The 21,680-nt window shown below is 41.1% G+C and carries 15 protein-coding genes; 2 read left to right on the top strand and 13 right to left on the bottom strand.

Going from position 1 to position 21,680, the window contains the following annotated elements:
• Window positions 1–10: 10 nt before the first annotated feature.
• The 9 genes from AC5JL8_RS36950 to ppsA all read right to left on the bottom strand — a co-directional run bounded on the left by AC5JL8_RS36950 (window position 11) and on the right by ppsA (window position 12,469).
• The gene (locus tag AC5JL8_RS36950) at window positions 11–220 is read right to left on the bottom strand and encodes a hypothetical protein (RefSeq protein WP_495884642.1); all 210 of its coding nucleotides are present in this window, start codon (window positions 218–220) and stop codon (window positions 11–13) included.
• 84 nt (window positions 221–304) lie between these two features.
• Window positions 305–493, bottom strand: coding sequence for a 30S ribosomal protein S21 (gene rpsU, locus AC5JL8_RS36945; protein ID WP_096595539.1), 189 nt, complete (start codon window positions 491–493; stop codon window positions 305–307).
• 116 nt (window positions 494–609) lie between these two features.
• Window positions 610–915, bottom strand: coding sequence for an RNA-binding regulator (rbp, locus tag AC5JL8_RS36940; RefSeq protein ID WP_495884641.1), 306 nt, complete (start codon window positions 913–915; stop codon window positions 610–612).
• Window positions 916–1,294: 379 nt separating this feature from the next.
• Window positions 1,295–3,001 (bottom strand): iron uptake porin, encoded by a 1,707-nt coding sequence (locus tag AC5JL8_RS36935; RefSeq protein ID WP_495884640.1) that lies wholly within the window; start codon window positions 2,999–3,001, stop codon window positions 1,295–1,297.
• Window positions 3,002–3,550: 549 nt separating this feature from the next.
• Window positions 3,551–4,726, bottom strand: coding sequence for a sensor histidine kinase (locus tag AC5JL8_RS36930; RefSeq protein ID WP_495884668.1), 1,176 nt, complete (start codon window positions 4,724–4,726; stop codon window positions 3,551–3,553).
• A 132-nt stretch (window positions 4,727–4,858) separates the two neighbouring features.
• A complete protein-coding gene (locus AC5JL8_RS36925; RefSeq protein WP_495884639.1) occupies window positions 4,859–5,305 on the bottom strand; it encodes a response regulator in 447 nt (148 codons plus the stop codon).
• On the bottom strand, window positions 5,253–7,556 hold the full coding sequence (locus tag AC5JL8_RS36920) for an ATP-binding protein (RefSeq protein ID WP_495884638.1): 2,304 nt from the start codon (window positions 7,554–7,556) through the stop codon (window positions 5,253–5,255). Before AC5JL8_RS36920 ends, AC5JL8_RS36925 begins: the two co-directional genes overlap by 53 nt.
• 514 nt (window positions 7,557–8,070) lie before the next feature.
• Window positions 8,071–9,585: a dolichyl-phosphate-mannose--protein mannosyltransferase gene (locus tag AC5JL8_RS36915; protein WP_495884637.1), complete on the bottom strand. Its 1,515-nt coding sequence runs from the start codon at window positions 9,583–9,585 to the stop codon at window positions 8,071–8,073.
• A 364-nt stretch (window positions 9,586–9,949) separates the two neighbouring features.
• The gene (gene ppsA / locus AC5JL8_RS36910) at window positions 9,950–12,469 is read right to left on the bottom strand and encodes a phosphoenolpyruvate synthase (protein ID WP_495884636.1); all 2,520 of its coding nucleotides are present in this window, start codon (window positions 12,467–12,469) and stop codon (window positions 9,950–9,952) included.
• A gap of 179 nt (window positions 12,470–12,648) precedes the next feature.
• Here ppsA and AC5JL8_RS36905 point away from each other — a divergent pair, with 179 nt between their 5' ends.
• Complete coding sequence (locus tag AC5JL8_RS36905) at window positions 12,649–13,053, top strand: hypothetical protein (protein WP_495884635.1); 405 nt, start codon at window positions 12,649–12,651, stop codon at window positions 13,051–13,053.
• A 276-nt stretch (window positions 13,054–13,329) separates the two neighbouring features.
• Here the strand turns inward: AC5JL8_RS36905 and AC5JL8_RS36900 are convergent, their stop codons facing one another.
• The 3 genes from AC5JL8_RS36900 to AC5JL8_RS36890 all read right to left on the bottom strand — a co-directional run bounded on the left by AC5JL8_RS36900 (window position 13,330) and on the right by AC5JL8_RS36890 (window position 14,803).
• Window positions 13,330–13,794, bottom strand: a complete 465-nt coding sequence (locus AC5JL8_RS36900) for an ester cyclase (RefSeq protein ID WP_495884634.1) — start codon at window positions 13,792–13,794, stop codon at window positions 13,330–13,332.
• 118 nt (window positions 13,795–13,912) lie between these two features.
• On the bottom strand, window positions 13,913–14,575 hold the full coding sequence (locus AC5JL8_RS36895) for a GIY-YIG nuclease family protein (RefSeq protein ID WP_495884633.1): 663 nt from the start codon (window positions 14,573–14,575) through the stop codon (window positions 13,913–13,915).
• Between the two features lie 75 nt (window positions 14,576–14,650).
• The gene (locus tag AC5JL8_RS36890) at window positions 14,651–14,803 is read right to left on the bottom strand and encodes a hypothetical protein (protein WP_495884632.1); all 153 of its coding nucleotides are present in this window, start codon (window positions 14,801–14,803) and stop codon (window positions 14,651–14,653) included.
• Between the two features lie 43 nt (window positions 14,804–14,846).
• Here AC5JL8_RS36890 and AC5JL8_RS36885 point away from each other — a divergent pair, with 43 nt between their 5' ends.
• On the top strand, window positions 14,847–15,773 hold the full coding sequence (locus AC5JL8_RS36885) for a carbohydrate ABC transporter permease (RefSeq protein ID WP_495884631.1): 927 nt from the start codon (window positions 14,847–14,849) through the stop codon (window positions 15,771–15,773).
• Window positions 15,774–15,843: 70 nt separating this feature from the next.
• On the opposite strand, the gene AC5JL8_RS36880 is transcribed toward AC5JL8_RS36885, so the two are convergent.
• Window positions 15,844–21,564: a translocation/assembly module TamB domain-containing protein gene (locus AC5JL8_RS36880; RefSeq protein ID WP_495884630.1), complete on the bottom strand. Its 5,721-nt coding sequence runs from the start codon at window positions 21,562–21,564 to the stop codon at window positions 15,844–15,846.
• Window positions 21,565–21,680: the final 116 nt, after the last annotated feature.

Genomic DNA, 21,680 nt, shown 5'->3' with positions numbered 1-21,680 from the left:
TAATCGCGTCTTATACAATAACTCTCCCCTGCTCCCCTGCTCCCCTGCACAAGCGCAGGCTTTGAGAGATGTGGTGAGAAATCCGGGAATAGGGCATAGGACATGGGGAAAACTCACCAATGACGGTAGTTGATCCACTTGGGGAAGCCACCCCGCCCTTACGGGTTCCCTGCCCAACAGACGCCGCTCCAGGGTTGAGTACTGGGGACTGGGAAAACATTCCAATGATTACTTGTGCTAATTTCCATAAATAAATGCCCTCATAAAATATCTGAGGGCATTGATTAATATCTATGTAAAGAAATTAAGTGCGGAAACGTCTTTTACTTTGTTTGTGCAAGGCAAGTTTTTTGCGCTTGGATTTTTCAATAGGCGTTTCAAAGTGACGATGTTTCCTCATATCTTGAAAAATCCCCGCCTTGGAAACTTCTCGCTTGAATCGACGTAAGGCTGATTCAATGTGTTCATTGTCACCTACTACTATTTGGGTCATTATCTCTCCTATTAAATTAACTTAATCAACGGTGCGAGCAGGCGCTAACAGTGCAAAAAAAGACAGACTCATTGTCTAACCTATTGACTCGCTTGTAAAATTTTAGGTTTCAAAGCTTAATAGCGGTTACGAGAGCCGCCACCGTATCCTCCCCGGTTGCCACCAGACGAACCTCTGTCTTCCCTGGGCTTGGCTTTGTTAACTTTGAGGTCACGACCCATCCATTCAGCACCATCAAGAGCTTCAATGGCAGCTGCTTCTTCAGCTTCAGTTCCCATTTCCACAAATCCGAAACCGCGTAGTTGTCCTGTTTCGCGGTCAGTAGGTAGTTGAACACGCCTTACAGTGCCATATTCTGCAAAAACAGCGCTCAAGGTGTCTTGGGTAACTTCGTAAGAGAGATTGCCTACATAAATTGACATCGATTATCTCCAAAATTATTAGTGTGTAGAGATTTAAATTTCGGAGAAAAATCTGTAAATACCAAAAGGGAAAAGCCTGTCAATACTAAAAACAAGAATACTCACCGAATTAACTCTCGTCTTCTAGGATGACATAGAAACTAATTCTCCGCATCCAGTAAAACAAAAAGACAAGAGGCGATCGCACGCCTGAGAAACACGATGGATGAAGCAAGCCAGGAAGCACAAGAGCGAGGATTAACGCCTGAAATATGAGAATCGATTAGCTATTCATGAAAAAACGGCGATGTCTTTTAACTCGCCGCGCGTTGTATTTATGCAAAAGAGTACAGCCTCCCAGAAGTAGCTCCCAATTTGCCCAAATTGCGAAATTGCAACTTTAGAAGGTGAAAGTGGTTCTTAATGTACCAATCAAAGCATCATCGTTATTGCTGGCAGCTTGACCTGGATTAGTTAACCAAATTAACCCAGGGGTAACAGAGATGTTGTCGCTAAGGCGATATCTGTAAAAGCCTTCAATGTGGTACGGACGCTCACCAGCAGCACTTCCTAAGTATGGTTGAGCACCAGCAAAAATGCCTAAAAGGTTGCCCTTCTTGCCTAAATCTGGTAGGGCTACCCCAAGTCCATAACTCCAAACTTCACCATCATTATTAGCGCCAAAGCCAGAGATGTCGCTGAGAAGTACAAAGCCACTTATTGATAGCCTGTCGCTAGGTTTGAAAGCAGCCTCAACACCATAGGAGTTACTAACGTATGCATTACCACCACCGACAAAGTTGGCTTGCGAAGTACCAACTACAGCACTGGTCAATGCTCCAGCGTCAAATAAAGCACTATTTGCCGCATGATATCCATGAACGTAAGTCGCAGCTAAAGAGAGGCGATCGCCAACATTCAAGTTCAATTGTGCTAGAGCAGCATAGTTACCCTCAGTCAAACCTGAACCAACTCCAGGATTACTCGCTTGGGATGCCAAGTAACCCAAGGTTAATGAAGGTTTGAAAGTACTGTTATTACCACCAAAGACTAAGTTAACGCCGGCTCCTGCACCACCTCCAATGCGATATATCGGGCTTTCGGAAGCAAAGGTAGACAAAGCACCATTACCACCGTCAAAATCCTCAAAGTATGGGTTGACAGTAGGGGTGTAATCACTATGAATACCGCCGACAGCTGCTATATATACTTGAGAGTTCCCAATCGGGAAGTAATACGATAACCAGTCAATGAAAACACTGTTATTGGTACTAGGAGATAAGTTAAACGTTTGAGTACCTTCAAATGTACCACCAGGCAATAACAATCCACCAGCGTTACCAGTAGCAAGCCGGGTGTGTAAGATATCTCTACCTGTAAAGCTAGTTTGCAAGTCTAAACGTACCCTGTTTTGGAAAACAGTATTGTTGGTGTCGTTGCTGCCAAAGTTATCAGTGACAGCAAAAATTGCCTCACCAACCAACTTGGTTGTTGTGGAAAATTGATTTGCTTCTAGTTCAGCAGTACGCGCTTCTAGAGAATCTACCCGACCACGTAATGTTGCTAGTTCTGCACTGAATTCTTCTTGTAAACGCTGGAGTGTTGCTAAATCTTGTTTTGTCACCAAGTCAGCAGTTGCTGTAGCAATCAGTTCATTAACTCTATCTAAACAAGCATTCAAACCTGCGGCAAATTCATAACGGGTCAAAGCGCGGTTACCACGGTAAGTACCATTAGGATATCCGGCAATACAACCATACCGCTCAACTAGAGACTGCAATGCTTGGAATGCCCAATCAGTTGGTTGTACATCAGAAAACTGAGAAACTGACGTGACTTGAGACAGCGCATTCTGGCTATCAGATACACCACGGTAAACATTAACTTGTTCTAAAACGTTATTCTCATCAGTCTTGGCTTGGGCAAGCAACTGCTGATTAGCTTTTGTTTGCTCTATTTTGATAGCATTACTAGTAGTTATTGGTGCTTCTGCAAGAGCAGAATTCGCTTCTTTTGTTTCAGCAGCCTTTACACTAGCTGAAACCAATAAATTTGCACCCAAAAAAACTGGAATGAACGCCAGGTTTTTCCACAATATATGAGACATATTTTCCGTTTTCCTCCCCAAGAAATACCCATAGCTAATAACTTCAAACAATGCAAGAAGTCGGGTAGTTTCTGCACACCTACAAAGTTAAATATATTACATAGGTTACATTAAGTAGCGGTCTGAAGTCAAGGGCTGGCTACTCACAGCGTAAATTAGCCATCAAATTTGTATGAAGACACTATTAAGCTAACTATAAACTTTATAAAGAGAGCAACACTAGATTCTTTTTTACAGAATAACGACGTGTTGCTATGCATAAAAATTACCTAATTCATGCAGAAAAATCATTTTTTTCATGCATAAATAACAATACAAAATTTCTGTAACAAAAGTAACTAAAATTATTGAGCAAAAAATATATGGAACACCCAAGTGTAATCAGTGCCTTTTGTGGATTAGTGTTGATAGATTGTGAAAGTTCGTAATCAGGGCTTTAATCCTTGAAATTAAGCGATAAGTTACTCACTACGAACTCCTTATAATTAATGAAACAATGCACTAAATTAGCCTAGACGCCCTTTCAATTTGGTGCAAAAATCAAGTAGATTACAATTTCAGCATTGGCAGGATGACAGTAAAAGTCGTGCCTACTCCAACTGTGCTGTCGACTAAAATATCGCCCCCATGTGCCTCAACACACTTTTTGACAATTGCTAAACCCAAACCTGTGCCAGGAATAGAGCCGACATTCTCTGCACGCTGGAAGGGCTGAAATAATCGCTTTTGGTCTTTTTCAGGAATACCAATCCCGTAATCTTGGATTCGGAAAATGATGATATCCTCTTGACCAATTACTTCAAAACGTACTGTACCGCCAGGTAGTGAATATTTAATGGCATTGGTGAGCAAATTCGCTAAAATGTGCCGTAGTAAACTTTCATCCCAAACTGCGCCGTCCAATTCTCCCATACTAGAAAAAACAACATTAAGATGCTTCTCCCCAATAGTTAGTTGAGCTTCTTCAACTAGTTGACGACAAAAAGCTTCTAAATCGAGGGAGATAAATTCACACGGAAGTTTGCCAGAATCGGCTTGACCTATTAACGAAACCTCATCCAATAACTGCGCCATGTTTTTAATTGCCGCACGAATCATTTGCAAATGAGATCGTTTTTTCTCGTTCGTTAATCGTTCGTCATTATTTTGTAGCAATCCAGCAGCTAGGAGGATAGTATTCAAAGGATTGCGAATGTCATGGGAGAGCATTGAGACAAATTCGGATTTAAACTGGTTGATTTCTTGGGCTTTTACCAGTTCGGCTGTGCGCTCTTCAACCCGGCTTTGTAATGTTTTATTAGTTGTGCGTAATGATTCCAAAACCTGCTTACGTTCGATCGCATAATGCAACGCACGCACCAACACATCTACATTAACTTGTCGCTTGACTAAATAATCTTGTGCCCCCTGGCGTACTGCTTCAATTGCTAATGCTTCATCATTTGTATTCGTTAGCACAACAATGGGTATGCTGGGGGCATACTCTATCAGTGGTACTAGAGATGACAATCCTTCGCTATCAGGTAGGGTGAGATCCAACAAGATAACATCGTAGAGACACGACATTGTATCCCTAGTTAATTCCTTAAGCGCATCCTTCAATCGTTGAACATGAACTACACTATACTCTTTGGACTGGGCTTGCTTTAGAAACTCCTGTAACAATCTCGCTTCTGCCAGGTTGTCCTCAATTAACAAGATTTTTACTGAGCTTGTTGCAGCCATCATCTTTTGGTTTCACCTCCTGTTGCTCTCCTTATAGCTTGACAGTTCTGAATCCCTAAATTTGAGAGAATGGGTAATAGATTGGTTTGAAGATGACCGATATCTTCACCCACCTTTATTAGCCCTATCCTCTTATTCCGTTGGCAATGTGGCAGTAGAAAGCCAAAACTCTTCAATCCCTTTCACGATTTGAAAGAGCTGGCTAAGGTTGCGCGATTTAGTAATGTAGCAGTTTACGTGCCAATCGTAGCTGTAAAAAATATCATCTTCATTTCTGGAGGTTGTCAGCACAACTACCGGAATCCGTTTCAGCGTGGGGTCGCTTTTAATTTCTGCTAGTACCTCGCGGCCGTCTTTTTTGGGTAAGTTCAAATCCAGCAAAATCAGGTCAGGGCGTGGTGCGTTGGCATATTCACCTTCTTGGCGTAAATATGCCATAGCATCCATGCCATCTCTGACCGTCACTACTTTGTGCGGTACTACGCTATTTTTCAACGCTTCTTGGATTAAGCGGATATCAGCTTTATTATCCTCGACCAAGAAGATCGTTCTGTGTTTTTCTTCCGTTTCTACGCTCACGCTCGCGTCCTCCGACTGGAATCGTAAAGTAGAAGGTTGCACCTTCACCTAGTTGTGATTCTACCCAGATGCGCCCCCGATGACATTCAATAATTTTTTTACAGATGGCCAGACCCATACCTGTGCCAGGATACTCTTCTCGTGTGTGTAGACGTTGGAAGATGACGAAAATGCGATCGCTAAATCGTGGGTCAAGCCCTATACCATTATCCCGCACTGAGAACAACCACTCATCCTCTAGCCTTTCTGCTCCTATGTGGATTTGTAATGGTCTGTCGCTGCGGAACTTGATAGCGTTGGCAATTAAGTTCTGAAATAGTTGCATCAATTGTGTGCTATCAGCCATTACAGTCGGCAAGGGGTCGTGGGTAATCACTGCTCCACTTTCATGAATACGGCCTCGTAAATTGCTGAGTGTGCGATTTAAAGGTGTCTCTACCTCAGTCAAATTAAATGCGATCGCCTGCATATCTACTTTGGAGTATGCTAGCACGTCATCAATCAGTGTCTGCATCAGGCTTACTCCTTCAACGGCGAAGTTAATAAATTCCTTCGCATCTTCATCGAGTTCGTTTTCATAACGCATCTCTAATAGCTGCACGTAGTTTGCTACTTGATTTAATGGTTCTTGTAAGTCGTGTGAAGCGACATAGGCAAACTTTTTGAGTTCAGCATTAGACCGTTCTAAGTCGTGAGCTAATTGAGCTAGTTCATCAGCTTGACGTAAGACAATATTGATGATGGCCTTTCGCAGTTCCAATGCTGCTTTGATTTCTACATATTGCCAGGGTAAAGAAGTTAAACGAACGGTTTCTTTCCACAGTTCAAATGATTTCCGGGGAACAAGGCGCAGATTTCCTTCTAATTGGCTAACTTCATATGCTTGATTAGGATTTCCTCCCCAATTTACCGTTTGAATGACTTCTGGTCGAAACCACAAAACATAATTACGCTTGGAGATAGGAATAGCTAATAAACCGCTAGCTACGTTTTTAAACTTTTCAGCATCTGGATAAATACGTGGTAGAGAATCTGTATAGAATACTTCTTCCTTAACGTTATTTTTGAGCCATTGCACTAAAAAATTCAAGTCTTCTTCTTTGGGAGTCTCACCAATTAATGTGCAATGCTCACCAAAACACACTGCTGCGCCTTTAGCGCTAGTTAAATCGAGGAGATTTGGCTGGTGTTTAACTAAACCATCAATAAAATTGTCTTCTTGGGACATATATTCAATCAATACGGTTTGAATATATGACAAATTCATCCGATAGTCGTAATCTTCTGTTTCTTCTCTAGCTGAGATTTCTGTAAATATCACTCTTCCCAAAAATTCGCACGCTTTACGTAATTCATAGGAAACATATTTGGGTGACTGATGATGACAAGCAATTAGACCCCAAAGTTTGTTGTCTTTAATTAAAGAGATCGTCAAAGAAGAGCCTACACCCATATTGTGCAAATACTCCATATGACAAGAAGCTGCACTTCTGAGAATTGAATTGGTTAAATCAATCGGATGTTGGCTTACAGGATTATTAATTGGGAAAATTTGTACAGACTCAGAATGAGAATCTGGTATTAATCTAATGTAATTAGAAGCGAATAGCTTTCTTGCTGGTTTAGGAATATCTGACTCTGGATAGTGCAGCCCTAAGTAAGGTTCCATGCTGTCTAGTTTTTCTTCAGCAATTACAGAGCCATGTCCATCGTCATCAAATTTATAAAGCATTACCCTGTCAAACCCAGTCACTTTTCGGACTTCTTGGACAATTATTTGACAGAAATCATGGAGATTAGTTGTTTTTTCTAGCTGATTAATGGAAGCTCTAGCTAGATGATAAAAGCTTAAAAATGGAATATTTTCTTGAGAAATCGCTGGTTCTAATTCCAGAATCAATAATCCTTCGGGATTACGGTGAAATACGGCATCAAATACTATATAATCATCACCTTTTTTTCTTACCCAAATTTTAGTAGGGTTGATGTACTCAAGATTTCCTTGTAATATCCCTGCTTTAATTCTCTCTATCTGGAAGGGATCGAGTAAGTCTTCTAATTTTTTTTGCAACATATTTTCGGGCGTGATTCCGAAAATACTCCATGTATTAGTGCTAACTTGTAATATTTTTAGTTCAGGCTCCTCTAAAACAAAGAGAACACCGTGAGGTTGAATTCGACTAGAAGTATGAATTGGAGCTTCTTTTAAATTATTGACGTTAATATCTTGCGCTTGGAATTCTATTACCATTACGATTCTCCTCTGTTGTGCGGGAGCATCAAAAGTAGAGTATCAATAAGTTTGTATTGCTTATTGAAGTTAGCACACTACATTTAGATGTTTCTAATTTACTTGCAGATAGTTAGAGCCATACCTAGGCTGGAATCATTTTCCTGAGTATACAGGATTAAAAACTTACCAATTGCCAACGGCAGGTAATGAAAAATGTGAATGCCGAAAAATTTTATGACTCACCATTCATTATTTTTAAATATATCTCCAATTCCTTAGGACTGTGCGAGCTTAATAATTTTTATACTGGTGATTTTTGTCTATTCAGCGGCATCTTGCAATGTCTCCCTGAATCTGCTTGCGATTTACTGAGTTTAACAGGCAGGAAACTAGGATATAGATAAGAAATGTAAAAAATAAGTGATTAACTAATCCACTAATATGTACTTGCGTTAAGTAAAAAGTGTAGTGTTTAAGGATGAATTATTTATATACACTAATTTTTATTTTTTATCCCTTAGTATTTCTGCGTTTAAATCCAAGAGTTAAATAACATCCTTAGTTTGTAAGCATTAGCAGATAAAGGTAAACCCAAATAAATAGGCATCCAGAAGACAAAAGCAGCCAAAATCAGAAAAGTAATAGTGACGCCAACGGCCCGAAGTTGTCGATAATAGCTGTGCAGACATTGATCTACAAACCAAGCGATCGCTAAAAATACAAATACCACAGCACACATATAGTGATATATAAAAACGCATCTTGTCACTTTCACCCAAGGTAATAAATTAGCCGCATAATTTATTACCAAGTACAAAGCAATCCAAGTATCTACACTAAGTGTTGCAGGGACAGACAAACGCTGGTACTTTATCCAAGGCAACACAATTTTTGTCAACAGCATCCCTACTAAAAACACCATCGCTGCAACACCAGTCCACCATAAAACAGGATTGCCCATTGCATGGACATCATAAATTACTTTTCCAGCAGCAGATGGTAAATTTGGGCCCAATACAGGTAGAGGATCGTTAACACTCTGAGCCGTTTGATAATAATAAGCCATTGGTCGAGTCAGCAAAGGCCATTTGTACCAAGCAGCACAGTAAGGATGGACTGTGGGACTGTTACCACCCATATGTAAGTGAAAATTTAAAATTTGCCGATGTACTTCTATAAATCCGTATCTTGTATCTAGCTGTAAGTGAGGAATCCAAATAATGCTGTAGACTAAAGCAGGGATTATTCCTAAATAAAACAGCATCTGAAAAATATTTAGCTGAGTCAACTTTTGTAATGGTGTCTGAACTGTAGCTAATGCTGGTTCGGGAGTTGTTATCTGATTGAAATTATCTTTTCTGGAAACAATGCTTTCCTGCTGGAAAACAGAATGTAACCAATGAATTCCCCAACCCACAATCCAGATAAGATAAGCGCCTAAAAGAAACCACAAGCCATTCCATTTAGTACCAACTGACGCACCAAAACTAATACCAGCCAAAACCAACCAAAACGAACGGCGTTGATATTGATTTTCTAATGCTAATAATAAAAACCATTGCCCTAACAAACCAAAGATGACAATATAAATATTGTTTAAAGCATAACGAGACTCGACGAGAAAGATACCATCGCTAGCTGTAAACAAGCCTGCAAGAAAAGCGAAGCTACGGCGATGGCTCAACTGATAGGCGATCGCAGCGACAACTAAGGGAATAAATGAGCCAGTTAGTGCATTTACCCAACGGTAACTCCACGGGGATAGTAAAGAACCAGCCAGTCCATTTACTGGTTCTTGCCAAAAAGGAACATGACTACCAAGCCAAATTCCAATACCAATAATGTATTGACTCAATGGCGGATGAGCATTAAAAAATGGAGTATGAGTAAGATAGTTATTACCAAATTTAGCGAAGTAAACTTCATCAAATACGAGGGTATTAAATCTGTCTAGTCCCCAAAAACGTAAGATGAGTGATAGAAGAAATACACCTACCATTCCAGTTCGGAACCAAATAACAGAATTGAAAATCTGTTTTTTACTCATTAGTCAATAGCTCAATGGTATTAATTTTAGGATTCAATACTATAAACGACGTAAATATATAGGAGAAATATCACATCCTCAGCCTTTATATTAATTGTTTAAGTATTGCTTTTAACGCTATAAGTATTAGGCTCATCCAGTTAAAATAGGTACGGCTCAATACTGTAATACTTGTTTGACTCTCTGGTTTCATACCCAGACATTGTATTACATGGATAAGTCTGATTATCTAGCTTGACTACAACATAAATCACTGGCAAGCGCAGGAAATTAAACATAACCAAAGAAGCTGGGTATAGGGAGAAAATACACTCTCCCTATCTTCCCATCTTCTCTTGTGACTTCATAATTTTTTTCAGATAATTTAGCCTTGAGTTTGCTGTTCCACTTTTGCTACTTCTAGTATTGTTTTTAAAACCGAATCTGGATTTAAACTGATTGAGTCAATTCCTTGTTCAACCAAAAACTGGGCAAACTCTGGGTAATCACTGGGTGCTTGTCCACAAATGCCGATTTTGCGGTTGTGTTGTTTTGCAGTTTGGATTGCCATTTTTACCATCCGCTTCACACCCTGACTTCGTTCATCAAACAAGTGTGCTACTAATGCTGAATCTCTGTCTAAACCTAATGTCAGCTGAGTGAGGTCATTGGAACCAATGGAAAATCCATCAAATACCTCAGCAAACTCCTCAGCCATAATCACATTATTGGGTAACTCGCACATTACGTAAACTTGCAAGTCGTTAATACCTTGATGTAAACCATTTTTTGCCATCTCTGCTAACACTAAACGCCCTTCATCGGGGGTACGGCAGAAGGGAATCATCGGGATAACGTTTGTCAAACCCATATCTTCTCGTACCCGCTTGATGGCATGGCACTCTAAGGCAAAAGCTTCTCTGTAACCTTGATCATAGTAACGTGCAGCCCCGCGCCAGCCAAGCATTGGGTTTTCTTCATGGGGTTCAAACTGTTGACCGCCTAAGAGGTTGGCATATTCATTACTCTTAAAATCTGACATTCGCACAATTACTGGTTTGGGATAAAATGCCGCAGCAATTCTGCCTATGCCTTGGGCTAACTTATCTACAAAATACTGGGACTTAACCTCATAAAGTGCTGTGATTTCAGCAATTTTGGCTTTAACAAATTCATCTTCTAACTGATCGTAGTGAATCAACGCCATCGGATGAATTTGGATTTGATTGGCAATAATAAACTCTGTACGCGCTAAACCCACTCCATCGTTGGGAATCGCAGATAAACCAAATGCTTCTTGGGGATTACCCACATTCATTAAAATTTGAGTACGAGTGCGGGGTAAATTTTCTAGGGGGACTTCTTTAACTTCAAAAGGTAACAAACCTGAATATACTCGTCCTTCTTCTCCTTCCGCACAAGAAACCGTTACCTCTTGACCAGTTTTTAAAACTTCTGTAGCATTACCGCAGCCTACGATCGCAGGTACGCCTAATTCTCGCGCAATAATCGCCGCATGGCAGGTACGTCCACCAGAGTTAGTAATAATTGCACTGGCGCGTTTCATAATTGGTTCCCAGTCAGGGTCGGTTCTATCTGTCACTAAAACTTCCCCAACCTGGAACTGGTCAATTTTGTCTACATCTAAAATTAAGCGTGCTTTCCCTTGACTAATACCTTCTCCAACAGCACGGCCTTTGACAAGAGGAACTAGAGATTGCGGATATTCTTTCCCAGTACCCGATACCAAGCGATAGCTACGCAACACATTTCCCCGCTTCTGTGACTGGACAGTTTCTGGACGCGCTTGGACAACAAATAATTGGTTAGTAATCCCATCTTTTGCCCACTCGATGTCCATTGGGGTGTAAGTACCGTGGACTTGGGAATAGTGGTCTTCAATTACGCAAGCCCAACGTGCTAGTTGTAAAATCTCATCATCGGTAAGTGTATATTTATTTTTTTCACTCTGAGAAACTGGCACATTTTTTGTAAATTTAGAGCCGTCATCATAAACCATTTTTAATTTTTTACTACCCAATTTTTTATCAATAATTGGGCGAAAACCTGTTTTTAAAGTTGGTTTAAAAACATAATATTCATCTGGGTTGACGGTTCCTTGAACAACATTTTCTCCTAAACCATAGGCAGCGGTAATGAGTGCAGCATCTTTAAAGCCGGTTTCTGTCTCAATCGAGAACATCACCCCTGAAGATGCTAAGTCAGAACGCACCATTCTTTGCACCCCAACAGCAAGGGCAATACTAAAATGGTCAAAGCCTTTGGTATGACGGTAAGAAATGGCGCGATCGGTGAATATAGAAGCAAAGCATTTATGACAAGCTGCTAAAACTCCTTCCACACCAACAACATTAAGATAAGTTTCTTGTTGTCCAGCAAAACTAGCGTCGGGGAGGTCTTCGGCAGTGGCACTGGAGCGGACTGCTACATCTATATACTTATCTGTAAATTGCTCAGAAATTTTGGTAGATTCAGGGTCTAAATCCCAATCAGAAGAGAAACTTTGCTCACATAAAGTTTGGTATGCTTTAGCAATCGCCTCTCGTAATTCATTGGGAAACGGTGTATGCATAAGTAGCGATCGCGCTTTTTTCCCCCGTGCTTGTAAATTTTTGACATCTTCAACATCTAGGTCAGAAAATATTTTCCGCAAATTTGCTTCTAACCCGGCTGATTGGATGAAATAGCGATAAGCATAAGCAGTGGTGGCGAACCCAGTAGGTACATTAATACCTTGGGGCGTAAGCTGTTGAATCATTTCTCCTAATGATGCATTCTTACCACCAACTAAGGGAATGTCAGCAATGCCCACTTCATCAAACCATAGGATCAGCGATCGCTCTTTGGCAGGTTGAGATAAAGTATTTTTAGCTACTGTAACCATCAGTATTGCCTCTCAAGTAAATGCTTTGATCGTCAGTGCGGTATCGCTAAGAAATTTTGCCCATGTTCAATTTTAGATATTAGATTTTGGATTGTGTGATTAAATGCACAATTTCAGTCAATAAAATTTAACAATTATTGGAGATAATGGCTGTATAAGAATCATGGACGCAATGCAAAATGGCGCAACTAGAACGGCTCCTAAAAATGGCAGAAGATGAGTTAACTGAGTACAGTACTGATGCTCGTAAGATGGAAAAACTGCGCCGTAAAATAGGTTTATCGGTATCAGCAACAGAGCAACGGCAAGTCAAACAGACACTATTAGCTACTATGCAATCTAACCAAGTTACCCAAATTGTCGAAGAACAAAGACAAGTAGTAGCCTTACCATTTTGGGGAATTGCCGGATTAGGTTTGTTATTAGGAATTTATTTAAATCAACCTATAGGATTGTTAGCAGCTATAGCTGGATTTATAGCTGCTTTTAGAATTCAAAAATGGGGTTGGCAATTGCAGGCAAAACGTCTATTGTTAAATACTTTAGAAGATATTGAAGCTCGGATTGCCCAACCTAAAAATTAAAAAAAGATGCACACAGATAATGTATTTGTATGCATCTGTGTGTATCTTTTTTTTAAATCTACTTAATTTTTATCTATCTGTATCACATTTACCATCAATTTGATACAGAGAGCCACCCAAATTATAGTTAATCGTAATATTGAACTGTAATCCAGGTAACTCAAAATTTGCCAAAAGCAATTTTGCAAACTATTAATGACTGAGATCATATGCCAATGCTAGCATTTAGCAATTTATTAAACTGCAAAATGCTGTTGCAACAGCAACCAATGCTTATCAATGGCTTGATTTCTCAGTTGTAGGTTGCTTGTTAACCGTGATTAAGCCTAAGACCTGCATCATGTTCATCTGATCTACTACATCCCAGTGTTCGACAAACTGGCCTTGCTCAATTCGCATGATCTCAGCTGTTCTAATCACAATCTCTTTACCTGTAGGAGCAGCCCCCATAAACTCGCCTTTGTGTGTACCGCGCCAAGTCACAAAGGCAAATACCTTATCACCTTCAGCATATATATGTTCGATTGTTGGCGTAAAATCAGGAAACGCCACGAAGAAACCTTTAAAGAACTGTTTCATGCCTTCCACTTGGCTGATGCCTTGCGCTTGCGCTTGTGCCGCTACCTGTTGGTTGTGCTGAATGTAACTAGGGGAATAATAGCGATCAGGTGCATTGAAATCTCGCTCTACAAAAAATTCATGCATGGCTCGACGAAACAGTGCCTTATTTTCTTGCTCCATAAGTCTGCCCTCTTCTTAATTGCTGAAATCAAAAACGAAGTTGTCTTTTGGTTCACCAAACACAACTTTAATACTTAAACTGGATTAGCGCGATCGCTTTGAGTACTAATAATAATTGCTAAGGCTTGCTCTCCTGTGTCTGTGCGTCAATAATTACACTCCAGTTATCATCTTTGACAGCAGCTTCAAGTTGACGCCGACGTTCAGCTTCATTTGCATCTATTGTTTCTGACTCTTGAGAGAGTGTTGTGTCAGCCATCGCTTTCCGTAATTTCAGCTTTTTCTCTTCGTAAGCTTTGCGTTCCGCCTCTGACATCGCAGCCTTAGCAACTTCCGCAACTGTACTAGCCCACATTTCGCTCTCAGCAGCATTACCAGGTGGAAGAATTTTCAACTCTGCAATCCATGCATCTCGCAAATCTTCCATTTCTTGACGCTTAGGAAACTTAAATGTCTGCACGCGCACGAAAGCACACTTTTGCTTACCATTTTGAGTCAGATGACCATTCAACGAAAGTAACACATTCCGAGAATAGCCAATGTATTGTGTTTGATGTTGTGTATCTAAAACTGCGTAAACACCTGCAATTTTCGTATTTTGGTAAGTCTCACACCAAGCCTCAAAAGGTATGAATTCTAACCCGTAATTTACCAATGCAGGAGCCACAGCCGCCTCATTAATACCATGTTCATCGTTGGAACTGTATAAAAAGTTGTGTAAGCCCTGGTGATTTATAGGTACATTTTGATGCTCAATTGGTAAGTTATTTTCAGATGGCATCTTAGTTTATCTCCATGAAATTAATTTGGTGAGCACAGATAATATAGATGTCTGTAAAAACATTGAAGCTTAAATTTAGTCACATTCTCGATCAAGCTTGGTTTGCTGACAAAACTCTACATAAATAAATTTATTTATTATTGAAGTAATTTGCCGAACCATGATGGTGTTGGTGAGCGATCGCAAATCAACAGCCAATGTTCGTGTAATATTAATTAGCTTTTCCATCACTGGCAAATTAATCTGTTAATACAACTCTAAAAATGCCTCTATGATTCAATTGTCCTCAAAAAATTGGATATTACTCAAGCAACGACTAACTCCTTATTTGTTTTTGCTACCTGCTCTACTACTCTTAGGGTTAACCGTCTTTTGGCCAACGTTGCAAGCTTTTTACCTAAGCTTTACTAGCTATGAAGATATAGCCCAACCGCCCCAATGGATTGGTTTTGCTAACTTCCTCAAGCTTTGGCAAGATGCAGTTTTTTGGAAAACCTTGACAAATACTTTTTTGTATCTTGTGGGCGTAGTGCCTATTCTGGTAATTGCGCCCTTAGGGTTGGCAATTTTAGTCAATCAAAAACTACGGGGGATGAATTGGCTGAGAACTGCATACTATATACCAGTAATAATTTCAATGGTAGTTGCGGGAATAGCCTGGAAATGGCTGTATGCAGAAAATGGTTTACTAAATCAGTTGCTCAAAACTTTCGGTATTTTTTCAGAAGGAATCCCCTGGCTAACTAGCCCCGCCAAAATTCTTGGTATTTTGCCCATTTCTCTAGCAAGTGTAATGGCTGTCACTATATGGAAAGGGCTGGGTTACTACATGGTAATTTATTTAGCCGGGTTGCAATCAATTCCCGCTGATGTATACGAGGCCGCAGCAATTGATGGCTCAGATGGTATCCATAAACACTTAGACATAACTATACCTTTAATGAAGCCTTATTTAGCTTTAGTGGCGGTCATATCAGCTATTTCCGCCACCAAAGTATTTGAGGAAGTATACGTTATGACCCAAGGAGGCCCACTCGATAGCTCAAAAACAATTGTTTACTATCTGTATGAGCAAGCATTCACTAACATAGAACTTAGCTATGCTTGCACGATTGGGCTAGTGCTGTTTCTGATAATTTTAGCGTTATCAATTTTGCAATTAGCTATTAATCGGCAAGGAGGTAATATTACACTTTGATACTCACCATGAACAAAAAAACAATTCAACTTAATAATTTAGAAATTTTGAATTTTAAGTTTTGAATTGTTTAAAACCGCCTGTCATACTCAACTATTGCTCGGCTATCATCCAATAAATTTGTAGAAGCACGCAGACGAATTGCATCATTTATTCTGTAATTGATACCCCATTGGAAGGGGTCATTTGCAGTCAAAATCTTAATGCTAGAAATAGAAAATTTGGGAGAAATATCAACCCCAGCCTCTAAAGCCAATTCTAAACTTGAATTGAGCCTTCCCGCTTCAGGATTTTCGGAAATGACAGTTGGAAATAGACGCAGTTCGCTTAAGCCAAAAGCATTACCAATCTGGTTAAAAGCTCCCTGAAAATTATTAAAGACAGCTGAACCTGCTATGTTAATCAGCCCCAAGGTACTATCGCCACGTCCTTGAGTATCAATAAATCCACCGCCCAAAAGAGCAACAATTTCTGTTTCGTTACGTGCTGGAGAGCTTGTTAGTTGCAGATTTTCATTCAGTTTACTAGCAGGGCCTTGAATACTGGCTTCAACTCGAACAGTTTCCAAGCTTGATAACCCTGTGGAAAACCTACTGATATCAGTGGTTGTATTTCCGTCGAGTACTTTGGCAAATAACCGAATATCCAAATTGGGATCGCGAGGTTGATCAGTTCTAAACGTTGCAGTGTGTTTATAACCACGAGCAAGATTAAACTGGGTAGTAAACAAATTCACTCCTCCGCCCTCTAACCGGATAGTGCCATCAGGTACTGGCTGATTTAAGGAGCCATTAACTGTGAGAGTACCCGTTGCTTGGAAGTTGATAATTGGTGGACGAGTGATTTGTACTTTTTTGCCTAGTACTAATTCGAGATCATTTAGCCTTGCTGTTGTATTCTTGGCATCAGTCTTGTCTTGCTTATTAGCTTTGGTAAGTGAAGAGTCCAGACTACTATTTGCAGGATTAGTATTATTAGCAGATTCTGCTAGCAGTACTTGACCATTAAACAGCTGTACTTTGCCACCAATCACCGGATTAAGCGCAGAACCAGTAATCTGTAAATTGCCACTAGCACCTCCCTGATACAGTCCCTTGAGGTTCAAAGTTAGCTGATCGAGGTTAACGGTAAGAGGATTGTCGATATTCGCTTCTTGATTGTTAAAGATAGGAATTTCTCCAGATGCTTCTACCTTACCTCGGCTAAATCTACCTTGAATATCTTGTACTAAGATGCGGTCAAAATCAAAGGTTACCTTACCTGTTACACGTCTGAGCTTTTCTGGCAAAGCTTGGGCTGAAAAAGTGGCATCCTTGACACTAGCTATACCAATTACCTGTGGTTGTTGTCTCGTTCCACGCACTGTAAGGTCTACTTCTCCTTCGCCCTCCTCAAACATTACCTGGTTAGTTAACACATTTAATAGTGCCAGCCCTTCATTTTTTACCTTGACATCCAGGCTAATTTGATTGTTGTCTGGTGGAACGGTAGCAAAAGGTAACTGATAGGGTATGCTGCCTTGAATATTCACAGGTTCTGGCCCGGTAACTATGACGTTACTACCAAAATTTAAGCGACTATTGGCATAGCTAAAACTAGCTGTAGCTGATTCTATTTTCTTCTGGTTAAGTGTCCCTTCTATAATTTCTATTTCCCCTTTAGCTTGTGGGTTATTTATACTGCCTGCCAAAGCTACTGTAGTGTTGAGATTGCCTGTGACACCAATTGGCAACTTAACAAAATTGTTCAGTACCTGTAAAGGGAAATTCCTGACTTGTAAACTACCGGATTGATCGTTACCGCCGATGTTACCGTTGAAGGCGACGAGCCTGTTGCTAGACTCAATCCGTAAAGGTCGTAACCTCAAAACACCGTTTTCAAAGCTGCCTTCGGCAATTACTCGCTCGGCACTATAATAACGACCTGAATCTTTTTCTTCTTCTTTACCCCAAATCCAATTTTGACCATTCAAATTAAACTGCACTGCTAATCCTTGAGCTGTCGCAGTGTCTAGGGCAATTTCACCGTTGAAAGTGCCTTGTAAATCTGCTAAATCTGGAACTGGAGTAGCCTCAAGTCGCTGTTGTTCCTGTTCTGCCACTAGTGCGTCAACTTGATAAAAACGCTCGATTTGGGTTAATAATGGCTGATTAGTTAAGCCTTGCGGAGTAGTAACAAGGTCTGTAGCAGTTCCATAGGTGGGTGCTGCCACACCATTGCGAATATCTTGGAATTCAAATATTTGTAGTGCTGTTAAAACATCTTGGGTTTGACCTTCGTTGACGTTCAGTTTACCTTGTATTTGCGGCCCTTTGGGGGATGTACCGACATTACCTATAAAGGCGTAACGACTTTTACCTTTGGCGAATTCGCTATCTATAATTGTTGCTGTACCGTTGCCATAGCGGAATTTAGCACTTAAGAGGTCGCCCTTAATACGCCCAATTGCCGGATTAGCGATCGCCACATTTCCGTTTGTAGCAAATGTTTGTTGATTAACCTGTAAATTTCCTGTTAACGCGCCAGCTAAAGGGCCAGTACCCAGGCGGGTGTTAGCAGGCAGAGATAAATTCAATACTTGTAAAGGAAAGTTTTCTAATTTCAGTGCTAAATTATCTCCTTGAGCCTGACCGATAGCTGATGCTTGCTGCCATTTGACTGCAAATGAGTTAGGGCGATTATTAGCATCTAAGTTAAAGGCGATGCGATCGCTATTCCCAGATAAGTCTAAATTTACACCTTGTCCTTGAACAGCTTGTATATTTCCACTTAAAACTGGTTCAAAGGCAAAGTCTTTCACCACTAAATTTCGTAACCTTAATTGCCCTTGGAGATTTGGCACAGGTAGCTTGCCAGTTACTTGTCCACTAAAATCTGCTTTCCCTGCCAAATTGATGGCATTCGGTAGTTTGAAAGGTAACTGTTGCAAGTTGTAATCTTGCGCTTGAACATTGAGATTTAACTGAGTAATTTCTGGTATGCCTGCTCGTTGAGCATTGGCTAATATGTAACCACTAGCATTTAAATTAGTGCTAGTTGCCTTTTCAATAGTAAGCTTTTCACCGTTCCAGGCGATCGCCGCACTAAGAGGTTGCTGTATTGCAGCAATACCCTGAGAAAACTCTACCTGACCAACGGCACGCACATCAGATAATTTAGAAGTTCCTACAGTACCAGCCACTTGCAACTGTCCAGCAAACTGGCCCCGCAACTGCTGATTTAGCTGATTCAATTCCACACCAGCCGCATTAACTATAGCCTGATACCGACCATTAGCTAATTGGATATTCGAGGCTGAAATTGTGCCACCTGCAACATCTAACTGTCCCTGGCCATTAGCTTGGATAGATTGCGGTTGGAAAGATTCAACTGAACCCGCAACTGCAAAATTACCAGCTAGCGCTCCTTGAAACTGCGGTGGTACGGCTGCCAATTGCTGCAATGGCACTTTATTTAACCGCAGTTGCGCCTGATACAAACCATTAGCAAGTTGGATATTCGAGGCTGTAATCGTACCACTTCCAACCTTCACCCGTGCTTGACCGCTAGCTTGGATAGATTGCGGTTGGAAGGGCTCAACTGAACCTGCTACTGTAAAATCACCGTTTAACCTGCCTTGAAATTGCTTAAGTGTCGGTGCTAATTGCTGCACAGCAACATTATTTGCTCGGAGTTGCGTCTGATAGACACCATCAGCGAGTTGAATATTTGAGGCTGTGACTGTACCACCACCAAGCGCCAGCTTTGCCTCACCGCTAGCACGCAGAGTTTTGAGGCTGAAGTTATCTCTGTTACCCGCTATTTGAAACGTACCTGCCAAAGGCCCAGCCAAAGCTGGGGGAGAGTTTTTCAAAAGCCGCCCCAACCGCACACCATTTGCTATTAGTTGGGCAGTAAAATTTTGGTCTTGTAACTGAATCTGAGAAACTGCAACAGTACCACCAGCCACTTGCACTCCTGCGCCTTCAGTGCGAATTGTGGCAACTTTAAACGGTGAAGTTGTACCGGAGAGAATTAGGCGGCCGTTAAATTCTGCCCCTGCCAAAGAGACATTTTGGAGTTTATTTTTGTCTACAAAACGTTCTACCTCGACACCAGAGGCTTGGGCAACAGCTCGCCAACGTTGATTGGCGTAACTACCAGATGTTTGCACTGTACCACCGCCAAAATTGAAATTGACGTTGCGGAAGGAAACTGTGCGATCTGGGGCAATAGCGACTGTACCTGTTGCTGGGTAGGTTGCCCTTGGAGCTTGCCATTGCACTACAGTCTGAATATTGCCTGCAACTCCGCTCAGTTGACCTGTACCTGAGATATTGCCAATTTGAAATGTGGGTATGGTGTCATAAATTTTGGCGATCGCATCCCCTGGAACATTCTTAGCAATAAAATTAAAATTCTGTTGGGGAAGTGTACCGAGTTGAACAGTACCAGCACCCGTAACTTCACCGCCGACTGTTGGTGTGCCTTGAATATCTTTGAGGCTGACTAAAGACTTGCTGGTAGAAAACTCAAACTTGCTACTAATGCTCTTAAAATCAACTTTGTCAATCCGGGCAGTTTTAATCGTGGCAACTGTGCCTGTGAGCAGTGGTTGATTGCTTGGCCCAACCATCTGTAAGTCTGCTTTTACTTCTCCAGTGACCGGAATAGGCAGTTTTACCTTGAGAGTCTCCAAGGCTGAGACCACACTCACCTGATTTACCCGCCCTGCCAACTTAAAGCCAGCATCTCGGTCGATGCTGCCTGTAGCTACTAAAGGAATTTTGCCGTAGTTGGTAGTTACCTTATCTAGTTGTATTTCCAGCCCCCGAAAAACGAGGTTTCCTTGGGAATTGTTAAATAGTTGTGGTAAACGGGGCACTTGAATTGTTACCCCTTGCAACAAGGCACTGCCAAACAACAAAGGTTGCTGCTCTGGTGTCAGTTGGATCTGCAAATCGCCATTGACTCGACCAGTCTGTAAGTTGATTGGTAACTTAATCAGGCGAGTGATATCAGCAGCTAGTAAGTCTTGCCCTCGCAGCTGTAAATTCGCTGCTTGTGTCTTAAGACGTGTATCTCCTTGAACAGTAATATTGCCACCACTGTTTGCTTGCCCTGCTACATCAAATCTCATCACCTGGTTGTTTTCCAGAAGTTGAGCGGTTCCATCTAGCCGGGAAAATGCAACAGGTATGTTCTCATCAGTGGGGGAGTTAGGGAGTTGGGAGGTTAAAGGAATCTGTTGTGATTTCTTGCCCTGATTAAGTTGTGCTGCTGTCCTCGGAAACGGCATCAAAACTAACTTGCCATTACGCAACCGAATTTTGTCTAAATCGGTTTTAATGGGGCCACCTTTACCTTGCAGGGCGATGCTAGTAGTCAACCAGCGCCCTTGTTCATCTTTTTCAATGTAAACATTGGGGTTGACTAAGGTGACGTCTAGCTTGAGGCTGCGGTTAAAGATTAACTGCAATGGGTCAAAACCAACTTCCACAGCATCAGCTGCTAGCCGATCTGGATCTGTAGCTGTCTCTGGTATAGCTGAAGCTCCAAACCTGACTCCCGTAAGAGAAAATTCTGTAATTTCTCCAAGTTTTACTGGACGGTTGAGCGTAGTAGTGAGATTTTTTTCTGTCAACGGCGCTAATTCTTTATGGACAAAATTCCATAACCGCGAAATACCGCCTAGAATTGCCAGCAGCAAAAGTCCACCCAAAGTAACACCACCGCGGCTCAATATCAGCAACCATAAACGCTTACGGTTGGGGAGAGTGGAGTAATTATCTTGATTACGAAGCTTAGTCATTGGCTTTCACCTTTTTTTGGCGAATATAGCTGGCTCACTGCTAGCATTAACTGGCACTAGATCGCGCTGCCATTTCTAGGATAAGTCAACAAAAGTCAAGACCCCTACGTCTGAGT

Source organism: Mojavia sp., from assembly GCF_059505145.1.
Note: the sequence above shows the minus strand (reverse complement) of the source record. Positions and strands in the feature narration are given on the sequence as shown.

Bases quoted from the DNA above. Each gene is read 5' to 3' on its own strand.
- AC5JL8_RS36950 (WP_495884642.1), bottom strand. From the start codon at position 220: ATGTTTTCCCAGTCCCCAGTACTCAACCCTGGAGCGGCGTCTGTTGGG.
- AC5JL8_RS36900 (WP_495884634.1), bottom strand. From the start codon at position 13,794: ATGGAGCAAGAAAATAAGGCACTGTTTCGTCGAGCCATGCATGAATTT.
- AC5JL8_RS36920 (WP_495884638.1), bottom strand. From the start codon at position 7,556: ATGGTAATAGAATTCCAAGCGCAAGATATTAACGTCAATAATTTAAAA.
- AC5JL8_RS36935 (WP_495884640.1), bottom strand. From the start codon at position 3,001: ATGTCTCATATATTGTGGAAAAACCTGGCGTTCATTCCAGTTTTTTTG.
- AC5JL8_RS36885 (WP_495884631.1), top strand. From the start codon at position 14,847: ATGATTCAATTGTCCTCAAAAAATTGGATATTACTCAAGCAACGACTA.
- AC5JL8_RS36895 (WP_495884633.1), bottom strand. From the start codon at position 14,575: ATGCCATCTGAAAATAACTTACCAATTGAGCATCAAAATGTACCTATA.
- AC5JL8_RS36905 (WP_495884635.1), top strand. From the start codon at position 12,649: ATGGCGCAACTAGAACGGCTCCTAAAAATGGCAGAAGATGAGTTAACT.
- rpsU (WP_096595539.1), bottom strand. From the start codon at position 493: ATGACCCAAATAGTAGTAGGTGACAATGAACACATTGAATCAGCCTTA.
- AC5JL8_RS36890 (WP_495884632.1), bottom strand. From the start codon at position 14,803: ATGGAAAAGCTAATTAATATTACACGAACATTGGCTGTTGATTTGCGA.
- AC5JL8_RS36930 (WP_495884668.1), bottom strand. From the start codon at position 4,726: ATGGCTGCAACAAGCTCAGTAAAAATCTTGTTAATTGAGGACAACCTG.
- AC5JL8_RS36880 (WP_495884630.1), bottom strand. From the start codon at position 21,564: ATGACTAAGCTTCGTAATCAAGATAATTACTCCACTCTCCCCAACCGT.
- ppsA (WP_495884636.1), bottom strand. From the start codon at position 12,469: ATGGTTACAGTAGCTAAAAATACTTTATCTCAACCTGCCAAAGAGCGA.
- AC5JL8_RS36915 (WP_495884637.1), bottom strand. From the start codon at position 9,585: ATGAGTAAAAAACAGATTTTCAATTCTGTTATTTGGTTCCGAACTGGA.
- rbp (WP_495884641.1), bottom strand. From the start codon at position 915: ATGTCAATTTATGTAGGCAATCTCTCTTACGAAGTTACCCAAGACACC.